General features: G+C 69.0%; 17 protein-coding genes. 8 read left to right on the top strand and 9 right to left on the bottom strand.

From position 1 onward, the window contains the following. Nucleotides 1–27: 27 nt before the first annotated feature. From cofC to cofG, 4 genes are read right to left on the bottom strand one after another with little or no spacing between them, the layout of a single operon-like run. Nucleotides 28–678, bottom strand: a complete 651-nt coding sequence (gene cofC / locus QZV84_RS06655) for a 2-phospho-L-lactate guanylyltransferase (RefSeq protein ID WP_292827182.1) — start codon at nt 676–678, stop codon at nt 28–30. Then, nucleotides 675–1,706 carry a glucose-6-phosphate dehydrogenase (coenzyme-F420) gene (gene fgd / locus QZV84_RS06650; RefSeq protein WP_292827179.1) on the bottom strand — a complete coding sequence of 344 codons (1,032 nt, stop codon included), beginning with the start codon at nt 1,704–1,706 and terminating at the stop codon, nt 675–677. Before fgd ends, cofC begins: the two co-directional genes overlap by 4 nt. After that, the gene (locus QZV84_RS06645; RefSeq protein WP_292827176.1) at nt 1,703–3,235 is read right to left on the bottom strand and encodes an NAD(P)/FAD-dependent oxidoreductase; all 1,533 of its coding nucleotides are present in this window, start codon (nt 3,233–3,235) and stop codon (nt 1,703–1,705) included. Before QZV84_RS06645 ends, fgd begins: the two co-directional genes overlap by 4 nt. Then, entirely contained in the window at nt 3,232–5,718 is a 2,487-nt protein-coding gene (cofG, locus tag QZV84_RS06640) for a 7,8-didemethyl-8-hydroxy-5-deazariboflavin synthase CofG (RefSeq protein WP_292827173.1), read from the bottom strand. Before cofG ends, QZV84_RS06645 begins: the two co-directional genes overlap by 4 nt. Before the next feature lie 103 nt (nt 5,719–5,821). Here cofG and QZV84_RS06635 point away from each other — a divergent pair, with 103 nt between their 5' ends. After that, a complete protein-coding gene (locus tag QZV84_RS06635; RefSeq protein ID WP_292827170.1) occupies nt 5,822–6,292 on the top strand; it encodes a hypothetical protein in 471 nt (156 codons plus the stop codon). A gap of 11 nt (nt 6,293–6,303) precedes the next feature. Here QZV84_RS06635 and QZV84_RS06630 read toward each other — a convergent pair whose 3' ends face one another. Next, nucleotides 6,304–7,125 carry an ABC transporter permease gene (locus tag QZV84_RS06630; protein ID WP_292827167.1) on the bottom strand — a complete coding sequence of 274 codons (822 nt, stop codon included), beginning with the start codon at nt 7,123–7,125 and terminating at the stop codon, nt 6,304–6,306. Next, nucleotides 7,122–8,312, bottom strand: coding sequence for an ABC transporter ATP-binding protein (locus QZV84_RS06625; protein WP_292827164.1), 1,191 nt, complete (start codon nt 8,310–8,312; stop codon nt 7,122–7,124). Before QZV84_RS06625 ends, QZV84_RS06630 begins: the two co-directional genes overlap by 4 nt. Before the next feature lie 145 nt (nt 8,313–8,457). Here QZV84_RS06625 and QZV84_RS06620 point away from each other — a divergent pair, with 145 nt between their 5' ends. The 6 genes from QZV84_RS06620 to QZV84_RS06595 all read left to right on the top strand — a co-directional run bounded on the left by QZV84_RS06620 (nt 8,458) and on the right by QZV84_RS06595 (nt 15,798). Further along, nucleotides 8,458–9,528 carry an enoyl-CoA hydratase/isomerase family protein gene (locus QZV84_RS06620; RefSeq protein WP_292827161.1) on the top strand — a complete coding sequence of 357 codons (1,071 nt, stop codon included), beginning with the start codon at nt 8,458–8,460 and terminating at the stop codon, nt 9,526–9,528. A 12-nt stretch (nt 9,529–9,540) separates the two neighbouring features. Continuing rightward, nucleotides 9,541–10,368 (top strand): LssY C-terminal domain-containing protein, encoded by an 828-nt coding sequence (locus QZV84_RS06615; protein WP_292827159.1) that lies wholly within the window; start codon nt 9,541–9,543, stop codon nt 10,366–10,368. Next, a complete protein-coding gene (locus tag QZV84_RS06610; RefSeq protein ID WP_292827156.1) occupies nt 10,365–10,880 on the top strand; it encodes a hypothetical protein in 516 nt (171 codons plus the stop codon). Before QZV84_RS06615 ends, QZV84_RS06610 begins: the two co-directional genes overlap by 4 nt. 57 nt (nt 10,881–10,937) lie before the next feature. Then, a complete protein-coding gene (locus QZV84_RS06605; protein WP_292827153.1) occupies nt 10,938–11,864 on the top strand; it encodes a DnaJ domain-containing protein in 927 nt (308 codons plus the stop codon). A 164-nt stretch (nt 11,865–12,028) separates the two neighbouring features. Next, nucleotides 12,029–13,756, top strand: a complete 1,728-nt coding sequence (locus QZV84_RS06600; RefSeq protein WP_292827215.1) for an ABC transporter ATP-binding protein — start codon at nt 12,029–12,031, stop codon at nt 13,754–13,756. Beyond that, a complete protein-coding gene (locus tag QZV84_RS06595) occupies nt 13,753–15,798 on the top strand; it encodes an ABC transporter ATP-binding protein (RefSeq protein WP_292827151.1) in 2,046 nt (681 codons plus the stop codon). The genes QZV84_RS06600 and QZV84_RS06595 overlap by 4 nt, the downstream gene beginning before the upstream one ends. Nucleotides 15,799–15,861: 63 nt before the next feature. Here the strand turns inward: QZV84_RS06595 and QZV84_RS06590 are convergent, their stop codons facing one another. The 3 genes from QZV84_RS06590 to QZV84_RS06580 all read right to left on the bottom strand — a co-directional run bounded on the left by QZV84_RS06590 (nt 15,862) and on the right by QZV84_RS06580 (nt 19,294). Next, the gene (locus QZV84_RS06590; RefSeq protein WP_292827212.1) at nt 15,862–16,743 is read right to left on the bottom strand and encodes a formylglycine-generating enzyme family protein; all 882 of its coding nucleotides are present in this window, start codon (nt 16,741–16,743) and stop codon (nt 15,862–15,864) included. A gap of 85 nt (nt 16,744–16,828) precedes the next feature. Then, entirely contained in the window at nt 16,829–17,500 is a 672-nt protein-coding gene (locus QZV84_RS06585; RefSeq protein WP_292827149.1) for a GAP family protein, read from the bottom strand. A 15-nt stretch (nt 17,501–17,515) separates the two neighbouring features. After that, on the bottom strand, nt 17,516–19,294 hold the full coding sequence (locus QZV84_RS06580) for a SulP family inorganic anion transporter (RefSeq protein WP_292827147.1): 1,779 nt from the start codon (nt 19,292–19,294) through the stop codon (nt 17,516–17,518). A 32-nt stretch (nt 19,295–19,326) separates the two neighbouring features. Here QZV84_RS06580 and QZV84_RS06575 point away from each other — a divergent pair, with 32 nt between their 5' ends. Continuing rightward, a complete protein-coding gene (locus tag QZV84_RS06575; RefSeq protein ID WP_292827145.1) occupies nt 19,327–19,953 on the top strand; it encodes a hypothetical protein in 627 nt (208 codons plus the stop codon). The last annotated feature ends 1 nt before the right edge of the window (nt 19,954 follow it).

Genomic DNA, 19,954 nt, shown 5'->3' with positions numbered 1-19,954 from the left:
GTCCGCGTGCGTGCTCCTGCCCGCGCCCTACCTGCTGATCTGAGCCGCGAGCAGCGCTGCGGTGCGGGGTCCGAGGCCGAGCTCGGCCGCGACGTCGAGCTGGTCGGCGGTGTCGACATCGCGCCGAAGGGTCGATGCCCGCATGATCTCCAGCGCGCGGCAGCCCAGGTCGACGTGCCGGGCGAACGAGCCGTCGCCGAACGAGGTGAGCAGCCGGATGCCGCTCCCGGCCGTCACGAGGGTCGTTCCAGTGCCCTCGGCGTCGGGCACGACCGCTCGATCGACCGAGAACGCCGCATTCAGGGCAGCGGCGAGGTCTTCGGGGCGCAGCGCGGGAAGGTCTCCGAGGAGCGCCGCGCGCGGCATCCCCTCTCCTGCGGCGTCGGCACCGACGGCGACGGCCGCGTCGATTCCGCGCGGCTTGCCGGTGCCGTCGTCTTCGGGGACGAACCGCAGGCCGGGGATGTCGAAGGCGAGAGACACCAGCGCCGCGTCGTCGGTCACGACATAGACCTGGGCGACCGCGTCGCAGGCCGCGGCCGCGGTGATCGTGTCGAGGGCGATGGCCCGGGCCAGGGTCACCCTGTCGACGGTGCGCAGCTCGAGCCGCGACTTGCCGACTGCCGTGGGCTTGACCGGGATGATGACTGCCCAGCCCGGCCTGTGTGCGTCCGTCACTGTCCGAACCGTGCGCGCAGGCGGGGCAGGATCTCGGCGCCGTACATCCGCAGGAACTCCTCCTGGTCGTGGCCGGGATCGTGGAACACGAGGTGGCGGAAGCCCATGTCGACGTACCGCGAGATCTGCTCGACGTGCTCGTCGGGGTCGGAGGAGACGATGAAGCGGGAGGCCGCGCGTTCGATGGGCAGCTGCTCGCCGAGCCGCTGCATCTCGATCGGGTCGTCGATGCCCATCTTCTCGTCGGCGCTGAGCGCGAGCGGCGCCCAGAATCGTGTCTTCTCGAGCGCGACGGCGGGGTCGGGGTGGTACGAGACCTTGACCTCCATGAGGGTGTCGATCCCGTCCGCGGGCCTTCCGGCCTTCTGCAGGCCTTCGTGGAGGGCGGGCAGAAGAGTGTCGGTGTACAGGCTCGGCGCCTTGCCCGACGTGGTGATGAATCCGTCGGCGATGCGGCCGGCGAGCCGCGTCGCCGCCGGGCCCGCCGCGCCGATGTAGATCGGCACACGCTGGTCGAGCTTGTCGTAGATCGTGACGTTGCGAGTGGTGTAGAAGGTGCCCTCGTGGTTGACGCGCTCTTCGGTCCAGAGGCGCTGGATGAGCGTGATCGCCTCCTTGAGCCGCTGGAACCGCTCGGGCGGGTCTGGCCACGCGAAGCCGAGGTTCGCCTCGTTCAGCGCCTCGCCGGTGCCGACCCCGAGGATCACCCGACCGGGGTACATGACGCCGAGGGTCGCGAAATCCTGCGCGATGACGGTGGGATTGTGGCGGAACGTCGGCGTCAGCACCGACGTGCCGATGAGCACCCGCGACGTGCGAGCCCCGAGCGCACCGAGCCAGGGGATCGATGCCGGGGCGTGACCGCCCTCGTGCAGCCACGGCTGCAGGTGGTCGGAGACGAAGACCGAGTCGAAGCCCATCTCCTCGGCGAGGACTCCGAAATCGCAGAGCTCGTTGGGGCCGAACTGCTCGGCGGAGGCCTTGTAGCCCAAACGCAGCGCCTGTCGTTGATGCTGCACAGTCGTCATGATGCTCCTCTCGGCACTCCCTCGACCGGCGCGCCTTTCGTGTCGGGGACGTGCCGACCGGCGGAGACGAACTCCGAGCCGTCGGCCCGCGCGAGCCTCGTGCGGAACGCGTCGACCGTCCCCGGCCACAGCAGGGTCAGGCGGCCGGAGCGCTCGTCGACGTACCAGTTGCGGCATCCGCCGACGATCCACGGGGTGGATGCCGCGGCCCGTGCGATCTCGTCCGTGTAGGCCTTTTCGGCCATGGGGTCGACGTGCAGCACCCCGTCATGATGGCCGTCACGGGCATCGAGGGCGCGCACGGCGTACCCCGCCTGCTCCTCGATCATGAGCACCGAGGAGCTGTGGCCGAGCGAGGCGTTGGGGCCGTTCAGCACGAACATGTTCGGGAACCCGCTGACGACCGTGGACGCGAAGGAGGTCATCCCCTCCGACCAGTGCTCAGCCAGCGTGACCCCGCCCTCGCCGCGCACGAGATCGGCGTACGGCTGGCGGGTCGAGGCGAAACCGGTCGCGAGCACGAGTACGTCCGCTTCGCAGGTCCGGCCGTCCGACGAGGTCAGTGTGCGACCGTCGACGCTCGCCAGCGCCGAGGCCACGAGGCTCACCCGCTCGCCCGCGACCGCGGGATAGAACTCGTCCGAGAGAAGCACGCGCTTGCAGCCGAAGGCGTAGTCCGGGGTCAGTGCCGCGCGCAGCGCGGGCTCGGAGACCTGGGTGTGCAGGTGGAGCACAGCGGCCGCGCGCGCCGCGGCTGCGGCCGCGGCATCGCCCGATCGCGACGCGAACCGGCCCTCGCCCTCGGCGTAGAGCTCGGTGCGGAGGCGTTCGAGTTCGGCGGGGTGATCCATGAAGTGCCGTCGCTCCGCGTCGGTGTAGTCGCCGCCGCCGCGCGGGACGATCCACGCCGGGGTGCGCTGGAACAGCGTCACGTGTGCGGCGATGCCGGCGAGCTGGGGGAGCAGCTGCACGGCGCTCGCCCCGGTTCCGACCAGGGCGATGCGCGCGCCGGCGAGGTCGGCGTCGTGGTCCCAGCGGGACGAATGGAACAGCGGTCCGGGGAAGGTCTCGAGGCCGGCGATCCCGGGGATCGAGGGTTCGGTGAGCCGCCCGCACGCGAGCACGAGGGTCTCGGCCTCGATCGAGCCGTGGTGGTCGCCGCCCGTCTCGAGGCGCCAGAGCGATGCCGCCGCATCCCACTGCGCCGACAGCATGGGAGTGCGCAGCCGCAGCCGGTCGCCCAGGCTCTCGCGCTCGGCGACGTGCTCGAGGTAGCGGTGGATCTCGTCGCCCTTGGCGAAGACGCCCGACCAGTCCGGGTTCGGGTAGTCCGCGAACCCGTACAGGTGCGAAGGCACGTCGCACGCGACCCCGGGGTAGGTGTTCTCGCGCCAGGCTCCCCCGACCGAGGCCGCGCGTTCGAGCACGACGAAGTCGGGGCGGCCGGCCTTGCGCAGCGCGATGGCCATGCCCAGACCGGCGAACCCGGCCCCGACGATCGCGACCTCCACCCTCGTCCGCGCCGTCATCGCCTGCTCGGCTCGCGGTAGTCGGTGGTGCGCTGGCGGAAGGGGCGGAACAGGCGCGCGGCGATGCGGGCGGCATCCGTCACCGGCAGTTCGAGCCCGTGCTCGATGCCGGCCTCGGGAAGGACGCGGCCGTCGAGCAGGGTGCCGCCCAGGTCGTCGCCGCCGCACTGCAGCAGGGTGGCGGCGGCATCGCGGCCCACGCGGGTCCACGGGATCTGGATGTGCGGGATGCTGCCGCTGAGCATGAGGCGCGAAACGGCCACCATCGCACGGTGCTCGTCGATCGCGGCCCGGCCTGTGACGAGCGGAACGCCGTATTCAATCCCGGTGAGCGGTATCGGCACGAACTCGGTGAATCCGCGGGTCTGGTCCTGGATCCCTCGCAGACGGCGCAGGTGTGCGATGCGCTCCTCGGCGGTCTCGACGTGTCCGTAGAAGAGCACGGACGTCGAGCGGAATCCGGCGCGGTGTGCTGCGGTGATGCCGTCGACCCAGCGGTCGATCTCGAGGTCGCCCGGCGCGACGAGCGCGCGCACGCGCTCGCTCAGCACCTTGACGCCGGTGCCCGGCACGGTGTCGACGCCGGCGCCGCGCAAGGCCGCGAGTGCGCCGTCGAGTCCGAGACCGCCGCGGTCGGCGAGGTCCCAGACGTCCTGCGGGCGGTACGCGTGCAGGTGCATGGCGGGGGTCGCGGCCCGGATCGCGCGGCCGATGTCGAGGTACGCCCGCGGGTCTTCGGTCGAATCGAGCAGACCCTGCACGCAGAGCTCCGTGGCGCCGAGGTCCCAGGCATCGGCCGCGACGGCCGCCACGTCATCGAGCGTGAACGTGCCCGGCTCGTCGGTCGGGGCGGACCGGAAGCCGCTCGAGGTGAGGTTGCGGTTCACGACGAGGCTCACGGCCTCGCCGACCGTGTACCGGCGCACGTCGTCCGCGATCGCGGTGAGCGCCTCGAGGTCGGCTCCGGTGGCGCGCAGCAGCTGAGCCCATTCGGCGTCGTCGAGCGCAAGGGGGTTGCTCGCTGCGCCCTCTGCGAGTTGTCGTGCACCTGTCTTCGCGGCTGTGCGCGCGGCCGTCTTCGCGGCTGTGCCGCCGCGGCCGGTCGCATAACTCCTGCGATTTGCGCGCGCGTTGCGTGCCGTGCCGCTCGCGGGCTGGGCAGCAATGCTGGCGCCCGAAGGAGTGCAGGAGTTATGCGCCACATCGACGGGAGTCCGCGTGGCTGAACGCCGCGTGCCGCCGGTGGGTTGGTCGACCGCGAGGCCCGTGACCGTGTCGGCGAGAACCGAAACCGCGGTATGGAGCGCCGGATCGATCCATGTCTCGGCATCCTGGACGTACTCGGGGTGCGCGGTCAGTCGCTCGCGCAGTTCGAAACCGAGCGCGGCGGTGAGGTCGGTGAGGTCGGCGAGGTGCGGCCACGGGCGCTCGGGGTTCACGTGGTCGGCGGTGAGAGGCGAGACACCGCCCCAATCGTCGGCGCCGGCCCGCAGCAGCAGCGCGAACTCGACCGGGTCCGACAGGTTGGGCGGCACCTGCACGCGCATGCGCGGACCCATCACGAGCCGTGCGACAGCGACCGCGGCGACGTATTCGAGCACCGAGGCGTCCGGGGCGTCGTGCATCGCGGTCCGCGGCTTGGCGCGAAAGTTCTGCACGATCACCTCCTGCACGTGACCGTACTGCTCGTGCGCTGCTCGGATCGCGACGAGGGACTCGGCCCGATCGCGCAGGGTCTCGCCGATGCCGACCAGGATGCCGGTGGTGAAGGGCACCCGCTCCCGCCCGGCATCCGCGATCACGGCCAGACGCAGGTCGGGGTTCTTGTCGGGAGAGCCGTAGTGCACCTGCCCCGGCTCCTCGAACAGTCGCCTCGACGTGGTTTCGAGCATCATCCCCATCGACGGCGCGCTGGGGCGCAGCATCCGGAGTTCGTCCGCGGTCATGACTCCGGGATTGAGATGGGCCAGCAGGCCGGTTTCGGCGGTGATGAGCCGGGCCATCGCGCCGACGTAGTCGAGCGTAGAGGAGTAGCCGTGCTCGTCGAGCCAGGAGCGGGCTTCGGGCCAGCGGGCTTCGGGACGGTCGCCGAGGGTCAGCAGAGCCTCTTTGCAGCCGAGGGCCGCGCCCTGCCGTGCGACGGTCAGCACTTGCTCCGCGGACATGTACGTCGGCTTGTGCAGCTTCAGCAGCTGGGCCGGGGTGTCGACGAAGATGCAGTAGTGGCAGCGGTCGCGGCACAGTGTCGTCAGCGGGATGAACACCTTGCGTGAGTAGGTGATGACACCGGGACGACCGGATGCCGCCAGCCCCGCTTCGCGCATATCACCCGCGATCTGCAGCATCCGCTCGAAGTCCGCACCCTCGGCGCCCAGCAGCGAGTCTGCGTCGTCGAGTCCCAGGCGCTCTCCGGCGGCGGCGCGATCGAGAACGTCGGCGATCGATGATCCGTCGACGGCTCGCGCGGGTTCGAGCAGAGTCACCGCTCCAGTCTCGCACCGCGAGGCCCACGGCGGCTCCGCGATCGTTGTCCGTCCGTAAGCAAAACACCAGGTAGGCGCCCGGCGCCGCTGGCAGACTAAGGCCATGGTCACGCTCCTCCTCGACTCGACACGGCTTGAGGTCGTGCTGTCGGGCGCCGAGCGTGCGCTCGCATTCCACAGGGGGAATGTGGCGATCGAGCGGTCGACGATCGCCAAGGTGCAGCTGACCGATGACGCGTGGACGTGGCTGCGCGGAGTCCCGAGTCCCGGCACCCACCTGCGCGGTGTGATCGCGATGGGAACCTGGCGCTCGGGTGGTGGCGACGATTTCGCGATCATCCGCCGCCATCGACCGAGCGTCGTGATCAACCTCGAGGGGCACCCTGATTACCAGCGCGTGATCCTCACCACGCGCCATGGACTCGCGCTGGTGCAGTCGCTGAACCTCGAGGTCGAACCGGGCGACAAGCCCGCCGACGTCGTCGACATCGCGACCGGGACGATACCGGTCGCGGACCTGCCGCCGGTGAAGAAGGCGCGCGTCCGCAAGCCGAAGCCCGCCACCGCGGTCTGACCTGCACGTGGTCAGGTGACGTCGCGGCGCCAGCTGAACAGGTGTCCGAACGCGAGCAGGACCACCGCGTAGCCGAGCAGCACCAGACCGCCGGCCCACCACTCCAGCGACGCGCCGCCCGTGCCGCCGGGCGTGGCGGCGTTGAAGACGCTCGCGCCCGCGAGTGCATCGCTGGCCGCACCGGGAAGGAACCGGGTCACATCGGAGAGCCCGTCCACGAAAGCGGCCGCAGCACGTCCCACCGGCTCGAGGAACTGGGTGAACACCAGGACACCGACGATCGCACCCACCTGATTGCGAACGAGCGCGCCGACACCGATGCCGATGAGCACCCACAGCACGTAGGCGAGGATCATCCGGCCGAACAGAGCCCAGGTGTCGGGCGAGGTGAGATCGGTGTGGAGGCCGTAGCCGGCCAGCAGTCCCGCGGCGGGGACCGCCGAGGACAGCACCCCGAGGACGCCGAACAGCACTCCGACCCCGACGCCGACCAGGATCTTCGCCCACAGCACGATGCCGCGCTTGGGCGTCGCCAGAAAGGTCGGAGTGAGTGTCTTGTGGCGGAACTCGGTCGTCACCATCAGAGTGCCGATCAGCAGCGGGAAGACGTATCCGATCGCCGTTGCGGTGCTGTACAGGATCGCCGGGAGGCCCTCGGCGGGGATCTGCGGCGCATTGCCGGGCAGCGAGCCCGAGGATGCCGCCGCGAAGACGAATCCCAGGACCGCGGCGGTGAAACCGACATACGCGACCAGGACGATCGCGAGGATCCACCACATCGAGGTCGAGAACTGCTTGCTCGCCTCGGAGCGCGTGGCGTTTGCGAGGCTCATCGCCGCTCACCTCCCTCGTCGTCGGTGCGCTCATGGACATCGTCCTCGGCCCAGTCCGGTGAGGCCGCGTCCTCGTCGCGCGCCAGCGCGTCTTCGTAGGCATCGGTCGCGGGGTCGCCGGCACCGAACGGGATGATGTCGATGACTCCCGTGCTCGCGACGGCGAACGTCAGGTTCGGGGACGGATCCACAGGGGGTCCCGCCGGCGGTTCGGCATCCGTCTCCTCGTCGGCCGGCGCGGCGGCATCCGCCTCATCCGCCTCACCCGCGTCACCGGCGACGGTCGGATGCACCCGCGCACCGCTGACCAGGTCGAGGAACACCTCTTCGAGCGCGGGACCGCGCCGCTGCAGCGACGACAGTGCGACGCCGGCGGATGCCGCGATCGCGCCGACCGCCGCGGGATCGAGCCCTCGAACGGTGAGTCCGGAGCGGAGCAGGTCGAACGAGACGTCCGCGTCCTTCAGCGCCGCGCTCAGCGCCGCGCGATCGGGGGAGTCGACGACCGTCGCGAACCCAGACGGGTCGGCCAGGTCCTCGAGTGCGCCCTGATAGACGAGCCGGCCCTGCGAGATGATCAGCACCGAGTCGACGGTCTGCTGCACTTCGGCGAGCAGATGAGACGAGATGAACACCGTCCGGCCCTCCCGAGCGAGCTGACGAAGAAGGCCGCGCATCCACTTGATGCCCTCGGGATCCAGGCCGTTCGCGGGTTCGTCCAGCACGAGCACGCCCGGGTCGCCCAGCAGGGCGTAAGCCAGTCCGAGGCGCTGGCGCATGCCGAGCGAGAATCCGCCGACCTTGCGGCCTCCCACGTCGGCGAGCCCGACGAGACCGAGCGTCTCGTCGACGCGCGAGGCGGCAAGCCCGGTCGCTTGCGCGTACACCTTGAGGTGGTTGGCCGCCGTGCGTCCGGGGTGGAAGCTCGATGCTTCGAGCACCGCCCCGACGGAGCGGAGCGGCTGCTTCAGCGACGCGTACGGTGCCCCGTCGATCGTGGCGGTGCCGCTGGTCGCGCCCACCAGCCCGAGCAATATCCGAAGGCTCGTGGTCTTGCCCGCGCCGTTGGGTCCGAGGAATCCGGTGACCACGCCCGGCTCGACGCGTGCCGAGAAGTCGGTGACCGCCGTCACGGCACCGAACCTCTTGGTGACCCCGGAGAATTCGAGCACCTGTCCTTCGGGCATTCCGAACCTCTCGTCGTCGTCATTGAGCAGTCCTTCCTATCCTGGCGGAAAGTGCGCTCGGAGTGCAGGAGGGCCGCCGCCCGGCGCGCAGAGGAGCGGACGCCGGCCTCAGCTCCGGCCTCGCCCGAGCGGTATCGTTGCGGTCGTGAGCGATACCGCGCAGCCGACCGAGCCGAATGTCCTGGTGCGCCGAGCCGGAGGTCTCGGTCGCCTGACACTCAACCGACCCCGCGCCCTGAACGCCCTCGATCTCGGGATGATCGAGACCCTCGGCGCCGCACTGGACGCATGGGAGCACGACATCGACGTCCAGCTCGTGGTGCTCGACGGCACGGGCGAGCGGGGGCTGTGCGCGGGCGGAGACATCCGCGGACTCTACGAGCAGATCGTGGGCGGCGACCCCGACGGGATGGGCCGCTTCCTCCGTGCGGAGTATGCCCTGGACGCGCGCATCGCCGAGTACCCAAAGCCGATCGTCGTGCTCGCCGACGGGATCACCATGGGCGGCGGCATCGGACTTGCCGGCCACGCGCCCGTACGGATCGTCACCGAGCGGTCGAAGCTCGCGATGCCCGAGACGCGCATCGGCTTCACCCCCGACGCGGGCGGCTCCTGGCTGCTCGGTCGGGCGCCGGGACGCATCGGCGAGTACCTCGCGCTCACGGGCGCCTCGATGGATGGCTCGGACGCGATCTACGCGGGCTTCGCCGATCACTTCGTGCCCTCCGCGCACCTCGGCGACCTCCGCGATGCGCTCCAGACCCGTGCACACCAGTCCACTCCGACCGAGCTCGTCCAGCTGTTCGACGAGACGCCGCAGCCCTCCGCGCTCGCCGCGCAGCGGGACTGGATCGACGACACGTTCGCCGCCGACAGCGTGGCGGAGATCGCGGAGCGGCTGCGCGCCCGGCCCGAGGCCGCAGCCTCCGCCACCGCGGACGTGCTCGCCGAGCTCTCGCCCACCGCACTCGCGGTGGCCCTCGACGCGGTGCGCCGCGCCCGCACACTGCCCGATCTGCGCGCGGCGCTGGCTCAGGAGTACGGTCTGGCGCTGTGGTTCGCCGCCACTCAGCCCGACCTCGTGGAGGGCATCCGCGCCCAGGTCGTCGACAAGGACCGCACCCCGCGCTGGCGGCCGGCGACGATCGCCGAACTGACGACGGATGCGGCGGCATCCGCCCTCGCGTACGAACCGGCCATTCCGCTCTGGAGCTGAGAGACGAGGATCATGACCGACGAGCCGCGGCGTCGTCGCTATTCGATCGGCGTCGCGATCGACTGGTTCTTCTTCGTCTTCGCCGGGCTCGCCTCGATCTGGCTCGCCTACCTGGGCTTCACGGAGACCTTCAGGGTCGGCTGGTGGGGGTTCGTCTTCGGACTGGCATTCTGGGTGCTGCTGGCCTACCTGGTGCTGCCGCGCCTGCACCGGATCCTCACGACGATCTACGTCCCCGATTACTTCATCGGCCGCGCCCGCACGAGTGACGGACTGCTCGGCGACCCGGTCAACCTGGCGTTCCTCGGCGAGGCCGAGCAGATCCACGCGGCGATGACGACAGCGGGCTGGACGCTGGCCCACCCGGTCACGCTCGGCTCGTCGTGGCGGATCGTCACCTCGACGCTCACTCGTCACAGCTACGACGAAGCGCCGGTCAGTCCGCTGTTCCTCTTCAGCCGCCCGCAGGACTTCGCCTACCAGCAGGAAGTGGACGGGAACCCGGCCCAGCGTCACCACGTGCGGTTCTGGAAGTGTCCGGACGGCTGGCTGCTGCCCGGCGGGTCCCGCGTCGACTGGCTCGCGGCCGGCACGTTCGACACGGCGGTCGGACTCTCGCTGTTCACGCTGCAGATCACGCACCGCATCGATGCCGACACCGACGTCGAACGCGACCACATCGTCAAGACCCTGACTGCAGCAGACGGCAGGGTGGCCGTCACAGTCCTCGCCGATTTCTCGACGGGCTATCACGCTCGCAACGGCGGAGGGGACAGCATCCGCACAGACGGGGATCTGCCGATCGTCGACGTGCGATCAGTGGCGGTGGGAACGCCATGATGAACGCCCCCGACAAGCGGCCGGCGTTCGAGCCCGCCTCGCAGCTGCTCAGACGGCCCGAAGCCGACCCCGAGATGAGGCGTCCGGCGACGACGGTCGCGGGCGTGGTGCTGGTGTTCCTGCGCGTTCTGTCGGGACTGATCGTGCTGGGCACGATCGTGCTGAACTGGCGCAGCACGCTGACCCAGATCGACGTCACGATCGAGGGGGCGCAGACCACGCCGGAGCTCGCGCAGAGAGTGCTCATCGCGGTCACGATCTTCCTCGGTGTCGCCCTGCTGGTGGACGCGGCCTTGGCGTTCTTCATCCTGATCGGGCACAACTGGGCTCGTGTGATGATCATGACGTTCTCGTCGATTTCGATCACCGGCTCGTTCATCCAGTGGTGGGCCGGCGGGCTCGAGCTCAAGATCACCGGCTCTCTTCTGACACTCGGACTCGACATCCTGATCCTGCTGGCGCTCTCGAGCCGCAGCGCGGCCGCGTACGCGCGGCGCAACGAACGCCGCTGACAGCTCGCACCGATTAGCCTGGATCGCGCCGCGCTCGCGGCGGGGGAGGTGTCCGAGGTGTTCGACAGTCCGCTCTCCGCGTCCGCCTACGACGTGCTCGGCGTCGACCCGGTGACCGACGAGGAATCGCTGCGCAAGGCGTACCGGCTGCGACTGCGCCAGACGCATCCCGACACCGGCGGTGACGCGGCGGTGTTCATCCAGGTGCAGCGGGCGTGGGAACTGGTCGGAACGGCCGACGCCCGGGCTGCGTATGATCGCGGCCACGGCTTCGGCGAGGCGCCGGCATCGGAGTGGTCGGGATGGCGCACTCCGCCCCGCCCGGCCGACACCCGGCCCAAGGCGAAGTCGTTCGGCCAGCCCGGCGGGTGGAGGCGCGAGCGCTATCTCACCCTCATCCGCGAGTGGGTGGGGCGCGGAGTCCTGATCGAGGACCCCTACGATCCGGCCCTCGTGCGCTCGGCGCCCCGCGAACTGCGACGGATGCTGGCGGACGCGCTTGCAGAGGAGGCCACGGCGCGCCTGGTCTCGGACCTGGGCATCGGATACACGGTGTGGCACGACGTGGCGGCTCCGGTGCGCGGCGGCACCGGTGACGACAAGCTCGACCACATCGTGCTGAGCCCCTCCGGGCTGTACGCCGTCCTGTCCGAGGACTTCGGCGGACCCGTCGGAGTGCGCCGCGGCGAACTCACCGGGGATGCGGTGCCCGGCACTCCGGTCGCCGATCTGCTCGGCCGGGTCCGCCTCATCGCCCGCGCGGCGGGCGTCCGCTTCGGCGGGGTCATCGTCGTCCTGCCGGACGAGGATCTCGTGCAGGCCGTGACCGACCTGGGCAGGGCGCGCGGCATCCCGGTCGTCCTGGTCGCACGCGGCGCCCTCGCGAACGTCCTCCGCCAGGGGGTGCCGGGCGCTCGTTCCATCGGCGGCAATGAGATCTTCGACATCCGTACCCGGCTGCAGCAGGCCGTCCGCTTCGTCTGAGCCCCGCGAGATCAGACGGGGGTCAGACGGGGAGGGCACGCAGCCGCCGCACGGTTGCGCCCTGAGCGTACGGAGCCGACGAAGACGGAGCATGTCGGAGGATCGTGGCAGGCTTGAGCGGTGGCGCCGCCGCGCCCGAACTCTCGACCTTCTTCGGAGACCCCGTGCTCGGCAAGCTCCTCATCCGATATCTGAAGCAGTACCGCTGGCTCCTGCTCGGCGTGCTGATCTTCCAGTTCATCTCGGCGATGGCATCGCTGTACCTGCCGCGCCTGAACGCCGACATCATCGACCAGGGCGTGGCCAAGGGCGACACCGCCTACATCTGGTCGACCGGCATGGTGATGCTCGCGATCTCGCTCCTGCAGATCGTCGCGGCGATCATCGCCACGTATTTCGCGGCCCGCTCGTCGATGGCCGCCGGGCGTGACATGCGTCGTGACATCTACGAGAAGGTCAGCGGCTTCTCCGAGCGCGAGGTCTCGAAGTTCGGTCCCGCCTCGCTCATCACCCGCAACACGAATGACGTCCAGCAGGTGCAGATGCTCGCGATGATGGGCGCCACGATGCTCGTCACGGCGCCGCTGCTCGCGATCGGCGGGATCTACATGGCGCTCCGGCAGGACGTCGGCCTGAGCTGGCTGATCGCGGTCGCGGTGCCGCTGCTGCTGCTGTTCGTTCTGCTGATCATCAGCCGGATGGTTCCGCTGTTCCGCAGTTTCCAGATGAAGCTGGATGCCGCCAACCGGGTCCTGCGCGAGCAGCTCACCGGCGTGCGCGTCGTGCGGGCATTCGTGCGCGAAGACATCGAGGAAGAGCGTTTCGCGGTGGCGAACACCGACATCATGGTGGTGGGGCGCAAGGTCGGCTCGCTCTTCGTGCTGCTGTTCCCGGTCGCGATGCTCGTGCTCAACGTCACCGTGGTAGGCGTGATCTGGTTCGGCGCGATCCAGGTCGATGCCGGCGCCGTCGAGATCGGAACCCTCTTCGCCTTCATGCAGTACGTCGGCCAGATTTTGATGGGCGTGCTGATGGCGAGCTTCATGACGATCATGATCCCGCGCGCCGCGGTCTCCGCCGAGCGCATCGGCGAGGTGCTCGCGAGCGAGTCGACGCTGATTCGCGCGCAGAACGGCGTGACCGACTTCGCCACCCCCGGCACCGTCGCCTTCGACGACGCGGAGTTCACGTACCCGGGCGCCGAGTCTCCCGTCCTGCAGGGGATCACCTTCGAAGCCAAGCGCGGTGAGACCGTTGCGATCGTCGGATCGACCGGGTCGGGCAAGACCACGCTGATCTCGCTCATCCCGCGGCTGTTCGACGTGACCGGCGGCGCCGTGCGCGTCGGCGGGGTCGACGTGCGCGCGGCCGACCTCGACTATCTCTGGAAGGGCATCGGCCTCGTGCCGCAGCGTCCGTTCCTGTTCTCGGGCACGGTCGAGTCGAACCTCCGGTTCGGTCGCGAGGAGGCGACGGACGAAGAACTCTGGAAGGCCCTCGAGATCGCCCAGGGCAAGGACTTCGTCGAGGAGATGGAGGGTCAGCTGAAAGCGCGCATCGCGCAGGGTGGCACCAACGTGTCGGGCGGCCAGCGTCAGCGGCTCGCGATCGCCCGTGCCATCGTGCACCAGCCCGACATCCTCGTCTTCGACGACTCGTTCTCGGCCCTCGATCTGGCCACCGATGCCCGGCTCCGCCAGGCGCTCTGGCGGGAGCTGCCCGGCGTGACCAAGATCGTCGTCGCCCAGCGGGTGTCGACGATCACGGATGCCGACCGCATCGTCGTGCTGGAGGACGGCCGGATGGTGGGGGTGGGCGCTCACGAGGAGCTCCTGCAGACCAGCGACACCTACAGAGAGATCGTCGAGTCGCAGCTGGGGGTGGAAGCGTGAGCACTCCCGATACCCTCGCCGAGGAAGAGCGCCTCGAACTCGAGCTCGCGGAGCAGGCACGTCAGGCCTCGGGCGGCAGGGACAGCGTCAAGCCGGGCAAGGCAGACAACTTCGGCAAGAGCTTCCGCCGACTCGTCGGGCTGCTGCGGCCCCACGCGGTCACGTTCGCCTTCGTCTCGGTCCTCGGCGCGATCGGCGTCTTTCTCGCCGTCATCGCCCCGAAGATCCTCGGTGAGGCCACGAACATCATCTTCGAGGGCGTCGCCTCGAACACGCTCGCGGCGCAGTTCCCGGACGGCACGTCGCAGGCGGTCGTGGTCGAGGCGCTCAACGGCGCCGGCCAGACCGATCTGGCGAACATGATCGGCGCGATGAACGATTTCACAGTCGGCACCGGCGTCGACTTCGAGGCGCTCCGCATGGTCATCGTCGCCGTGCTCGCGATCTACGTCGCCTCGTCGTTCCTCAGCTGGATCCAGGGCTACGCGCTCAACATCATCATGGTGCGCACGATGTGGCGCCTGCGCGAATCGGTCGAGATCAAGATCAACCGCCTGCCGCTGTCCTATTTCGACAAGGTCCAGCGCGGCGAGCTCATCTCCCGCGTGACGAACGACATCGACAACATCACGCAGACGATGCAGCAGTCCCTCTCCAGCATCGTGACATCGGTGCTGACGGTGATCGGCGTGCTGATCATGATGTTCTCGATCTCGTGGCAGCTCGCCCTGGTCGCCCTGATCTCGCTCCCGCTCATGGCGATCATCTTCGGCGTCATCGGTCCCCGGTCGCAGAAGGCGTTCGGCACCCAGTGGCGCAAGGTCGGGCGGCTGAACGCCCGGGTAGAGGAGTCGTTCTCCGGTCACGCGCTCGTCAAGGTGTACGGCCGCGAGAAGGACTCGCGTGAGAAGTTCCAGATCGAGAACGAAGAGCTCTACGAGGCCAGCTTCAAGGCGCAGTACCTGTCCGGCATCATCATGCCCGGCATGATGTTCATCGGAAACCTCACCTACGTCGGCATCGCCGTCCTCGGCGGGCTCATGGTCGCCAGCGGTCAGCTGCGCCTCGGCGATGTGCAGGCGTTCATCCAGTACTCGCAGCAATTCACCCAGCCGCTCTCCCAGCTCGGGGGCATGGCCGCGTTGATCCAATCGGGAACCGCGTCGGCCGAGCGCGTGTTCAACCTGCTGGATGCCGAAGAGCAGGAGCCCGACTCGCCCGACGCGCCGACCCTTCGACAGTCTCAGGGACCGGGAGCGGGCGGAGTCATCGAATTCGAGAACGTCCGATTCGCATACACGCCCGACCGCCCGCTCATCAGCGACCTGTCGTTCCGCGTCGAGCCCGGCCAGACGGTCGCGATCGTGGGTCCGACCGGCGCAGGCAAGACGACGCTGGTCAACCTGATCATGCGCTTCTATGAGCTCGACGGCGGCCGCATCCTGATCGACGGGCAGGACATCGCCGAGCTCACGCGCGACGAGGTCCGCTCTCGCACCGGCATGGTGCTGCAGGATCCGTGGCTGTTCGCCGGCACGATCCGCGAGAACATCCGCTACGGACGTGACTCTGCAACCGATCAGGAGGTCGTGGATGCCGCCACGGCGACTCGTGTTGATCGCTTCGTGCACTCGCTGCCCGAGGGCTACGACACGGTGCTCGATGAAGAGGCATCGAACGTCTCGGCGGGTGAGAAGCAGCTGATCACGATCGCCCGCGCGTTCGTCGCGCAGCCGTCGGTGCTGATCCTCGACGAAGCGACCTCCTCGGTCGACACCCGCACCGAGCTGCTGCTGCAGCATGCGATGGCGGCGCTGCGCGAAGGACGCACATCGTTCGTGATCGCCCATCGCCTTTCCACGATCCGGGATGCCGACCTCATCCTCGTGATGGAGCACGGCGACATCGTCGAGAAGGGCACGCACGCCGAGCTCATCGCGGCTCGGGGCGCGTATTGGCGGCTCTACCAGTCGCAGTTCGAGCAGGCGGCGAGCGATCTCGATCTCGAGGCGCAAGCGCAGACTGCAGAAGTCACGGCGTAGTGGGCGAATCGGTGTAGTGACTTCACCGGTGAATGGGCCGGAGCTGTCTGCATGGCACGCGGATCATCGCGCACAGCGGAAGCCGAGGTGCGTCATCGCCGTGTCTTCGGACTGCGGTGACCGCGCGGCGGGACGGTAGCGCAGACAGTAGTCGGGCGAGCACAGGTGCGACCCGCCTTTGAGCACGCGACGCGCGTCGGGTGCCGCGGTGGGACCGAGCAGATTGGCGCGCGCGCCGGCGTCGACCCGCGGTACACCCGGCACCACATGGCGTGGCGTATAGAAGTCGGTGGTCCATTCCCAGGTGTTGCCGGTCATGTCGAACAGTCCGTAGCCGTTCGGCGCGAACGTACCGACGGGCGACGTGCCGACCCATCCGTCGGAGCCGGTATTGCGGTACGGGAACGACCCGTGCCAGCGGTTCACCATCACGGCATCACGCGGGTTCTCCTCGTTGCCCCACGCGAACCGCGCGCCGATCAGGCCGCCTCGCGCCGCCCATTCCCATTCGGTCTCGGTCGGCAGGCGCTTGCCCGCCCACGCCGCATACGTCGCGGCATCCTCGAACGACACATGAACGACCGGATGCCGCATCCGCTCGTCGATCGAAGATCCCGGTCCCTCGGGCTCGCTCCAGCGCGCGCCGGGCTGCCACCGCCACCATCGGCGCCAGTCATCGAGATCGACCGGTCCGTCTGTGGGCGTGAAGACCATCGAGCCGGGAACGAGGTCATCCGGGTCGGCGCCGACGAAGTCGGCGGGATCCAGCTCCCGCTCCGCCACGGTCACATAGCCGGTCGCCGCCACGAACGCGGCGTAGTCCCCGTTCGTGACCGGATGCTCGTCCAGTTCGAACTCGGCGACGTCACGTTCGTGTACGGGGCCTTCGTCCGCGTAGAACTCGGCGGAGCCGATGAGAAGTGTTCCGGCGGGGATCGCGATCATCTCGGGCACCTTTCCACGCTAGCCGTTGCACGTCCACCGTGTTCCCAGAGGTCCGAACGTGAATCCGGCCCTCATCCAGCCGTCCTCAGAAGCTTGCGATTCCTTTGCCGATCAGTACGAATCCGATCACCAGAAGGAGCACCGCCATCACCGTCGCGTTGTTGTGGACGAGCCACACGCGCAGCGACTCCAGGGGTGCCGACATCTGCTTCGGGAACACCAGGTACGCGATCACCGGGATCGCGACGGAGGCCGCAGCGATCACCGTGAAGACGCCGATCACGACCGCGATCGAACCGACCGGCAGTCCCGCACTGCCGATCGTGACACCTGCACTCGCCCCCAGCAAGAGATTCTTCGGATTCACCGCCGCGAGCAGGAATCCGAGGCCGAACCCCTTGCCCGCATTCATCGTGTCGATCGCCGACATCCACTTCGGAAGCGCGGGGTCCGTGCCGGGTTCTGGGCGCGAGCGCCACTGTCTCAGAGCGAGGAACAGCAGACCGGCGCCGAGCACGATCTGGATGATGCCGTGAATCGGCTTCGACTCGTCGGACCCTCCGTCGGGGAGCACAGAGGAGACGAGCGTGAAGATCGTGACGGCGACCAGGATGCCGACGATCCAGCCCAGCAGGAAACCGACGCTTGTGCCCCTGGCCTTCGGCGAGAGCAGCATGAGGATGGCCGCGATGATCGGGATCGGGCTGATCGCGATGCCGATTGCGAGCGGAAGGATCGCTCCGATGACACTGCCCATGGTGGTCCTTTCGAGTCAGTTGGTGCTTCGGGTGATCTGGTTCGGCTCGGTGGGCGGGCCGTTCCCCTCGGAGCGGGAATGGGTCGCACCGCGCTGCTCGACGCGCTCAGCCTGCGGAAAGACCCGATCGCGTAGTCTCTCGACCCAGCCGACCGGCGGCGTCAGCGCCTCGACCGCCGCGCGGTTGGTCGGGAAGACCGGTTCGCCCTCGAGCAGACGGAAAGCCACCAGCCGCTCGCGTGCGTCGGGGCGGACTCGGCTGAACGACAGGGCGATGTCGTGCTCGACGAGCCACTTCTTCAGCGACGCAAAGGCGTCGGCGCCGGTCACGTCGACGTCGGTGACTGCCTCCATGTCGACCACGAGGCTGCGCACCTCGCCCGTGGGCGCGGCCGTGACCGCACGCTGCACGGCCTGCGTGAACACCACCCCGTTCGCGAAGAACAGCGGCGCGGCCATTCGGATGACGATGACTCCGGGTGCGGTGACCGACCCGGCGGGCGCCATGCCGAGCAGCGAGTCGGTGGGTGAGTCGTTCGTCGCGAGCACGTCGATCGCAGGGTTGGCCGCGCGCCTGGTGAGATTGATCAGCGCGAGCGCGAAGGCAACCAGGATGCCCGGGATCGCGCCGATGAACAATGTCACGAGAAAGCAGGTCGCGCCGATCGCGAACTCGAATCGATCAAGCCTGCCCAGCGCGATGAATTCGCGGATGCCGAGCAGCGGCAGGATCGCGACCGCGACGATCGCGCCGATCGCCGGCGAGGGGATGTCGGCCAGGAGCGCGGTGCCGAAGAGCAGGAGCAGGAGCGTGCCGACCGCGAGGACCAGCGAGGGAAGCTGGGTCCGCGACCCCGCCTGATCCATCGCGGCCGTGCGCGACGTCGACGACCCCATTGCGAAGCTGCCGTTCGCGCCGGCGGCGATGTTGCCCAGGCCGAGTGCGAACAGGTCGCGGTTGGGGCTGACCACGTAGCCGCGCTTCTCGCTGTAGGACCGCGACACCAGCAGTCCCTCCGCGGTCGTCACGAGCGTGAGGGCGATCGCCGACGGGATCAGCGCGAGCCACGTCGTCCATTCGATGACCGGCCAGGTCAGGGTCGGCGGGCCGGCAGGAACGGCACCCAGCACGTCGACCCCCGCGTCATCCAGATCGGCGATCATGACCACGACCGTGCCGAGCACGAGCACCACCAGCGCCCAGGGCACGGCGCCGAGGTAGCGCCTGCCGAGGAGCAGGATCGCGACCGAGACGATCGAGATGAGCACCGAGATCATGTTCACCGTGCCGAGCCCGGTGACCAGCTCGACCACCTTGTCGACGAACTCGCCGCCCGAGTCGATCTTCACTCCGAGCATCTTCGCGACCTGACTGACGAGAATGTCCAGCGCCAGTCCGCCGACGAAGCCGACGAGGATCGGCCTGGACAGGAAGTTCGCCAGGAACCCGAGCTTGAAGTACGCGAGGAGCAGGAACATCACCCCCGAAAGGATCGCCTGCGCGAGGGCCAACGTCGCATAGTCGGCCGAACCCGCGACAGCCAGGCCGCCGATCGACGAGGCGACCAGCGCGGCGGCCGCGGCATCCGGCGAAGCGACGAGCTGACGCGACGAGACCACAAGGGCGTAAATCACGGTCGGGACGACCAACGCATAGAGCCCCGCAGTCGGAGGGAGCCCCGCGATCTGTGCGTACCCGATGTTGAGGGGAATGGCGATCGCGAGCAGAGTGACACCCGCGATCGCCTCACGTACGAGGTTCTTCCGAGTCAGCCCCGCCAGTGGCCTCTGCACGATGACACCCCCTGCGCATTACCCTAACCACCATGGAGCAATCCACCCGACCGGCGCGCACGCATAGCGAGGCCCACGAACTCGTCGCCGTCATCCTGCTTTCGCTCGTCGCGGTGCTGACCGCCTGGTGCGGCTTCCAGTCGACCAAATGGGGCGGCGACTCGTCTGTCGCCTTCAGCGAGGCGTCGGCGGCGCGGATCGGGGCCTCGGACTACGAGAGCGAGGCGCGGGACGCGCGCATGACCGACATCGCGGTGTACACCCAGTGGGTCATCGCGGGCGCAGACGAAGACCCGACGCTGGCCGACTACATCCGAGAGCGGTTCTCGCCCGAGCTCACGGTCGCATTCGATGCCTGGCAGGCCGACGGGATGCAGGAGCGCGGGCCGTTCGCGATGAAGGAGTACGTGCCGCCGGGCACGGAGGAACGGGAAGAAGCAACGAAGCACGCGGACGAACTGCATGCTCTGGCGCTCGACTTCAATGACAAGGGGGACGCCTACTCCCTGATGACCGTGCTGTTCGCGCTCGTGCTCTTCCTCGCCGCGATCGCACAACGCGGGATCTCCCTACTGGGCTCACGGATCGTCCTCGGGCTGGGTGGCGCGATCGCCGTCGTCGGACTGATCGTGCTGTTCACCTTCCCGGTGCGCTTCTAGG

The sequence above is a fragment of the Microbacterium sp. genome (genome assembly GCF_011620715.1).
Classification (GTDB): domain Bacteria; phylum Actinomycetota; class Actinomycetes; order Actinomycetales; family Microbacteriaceae; genus Microbacterium.
This window is presented reverse-complemented; position numbering and strand designations above follow the sequence as displayed.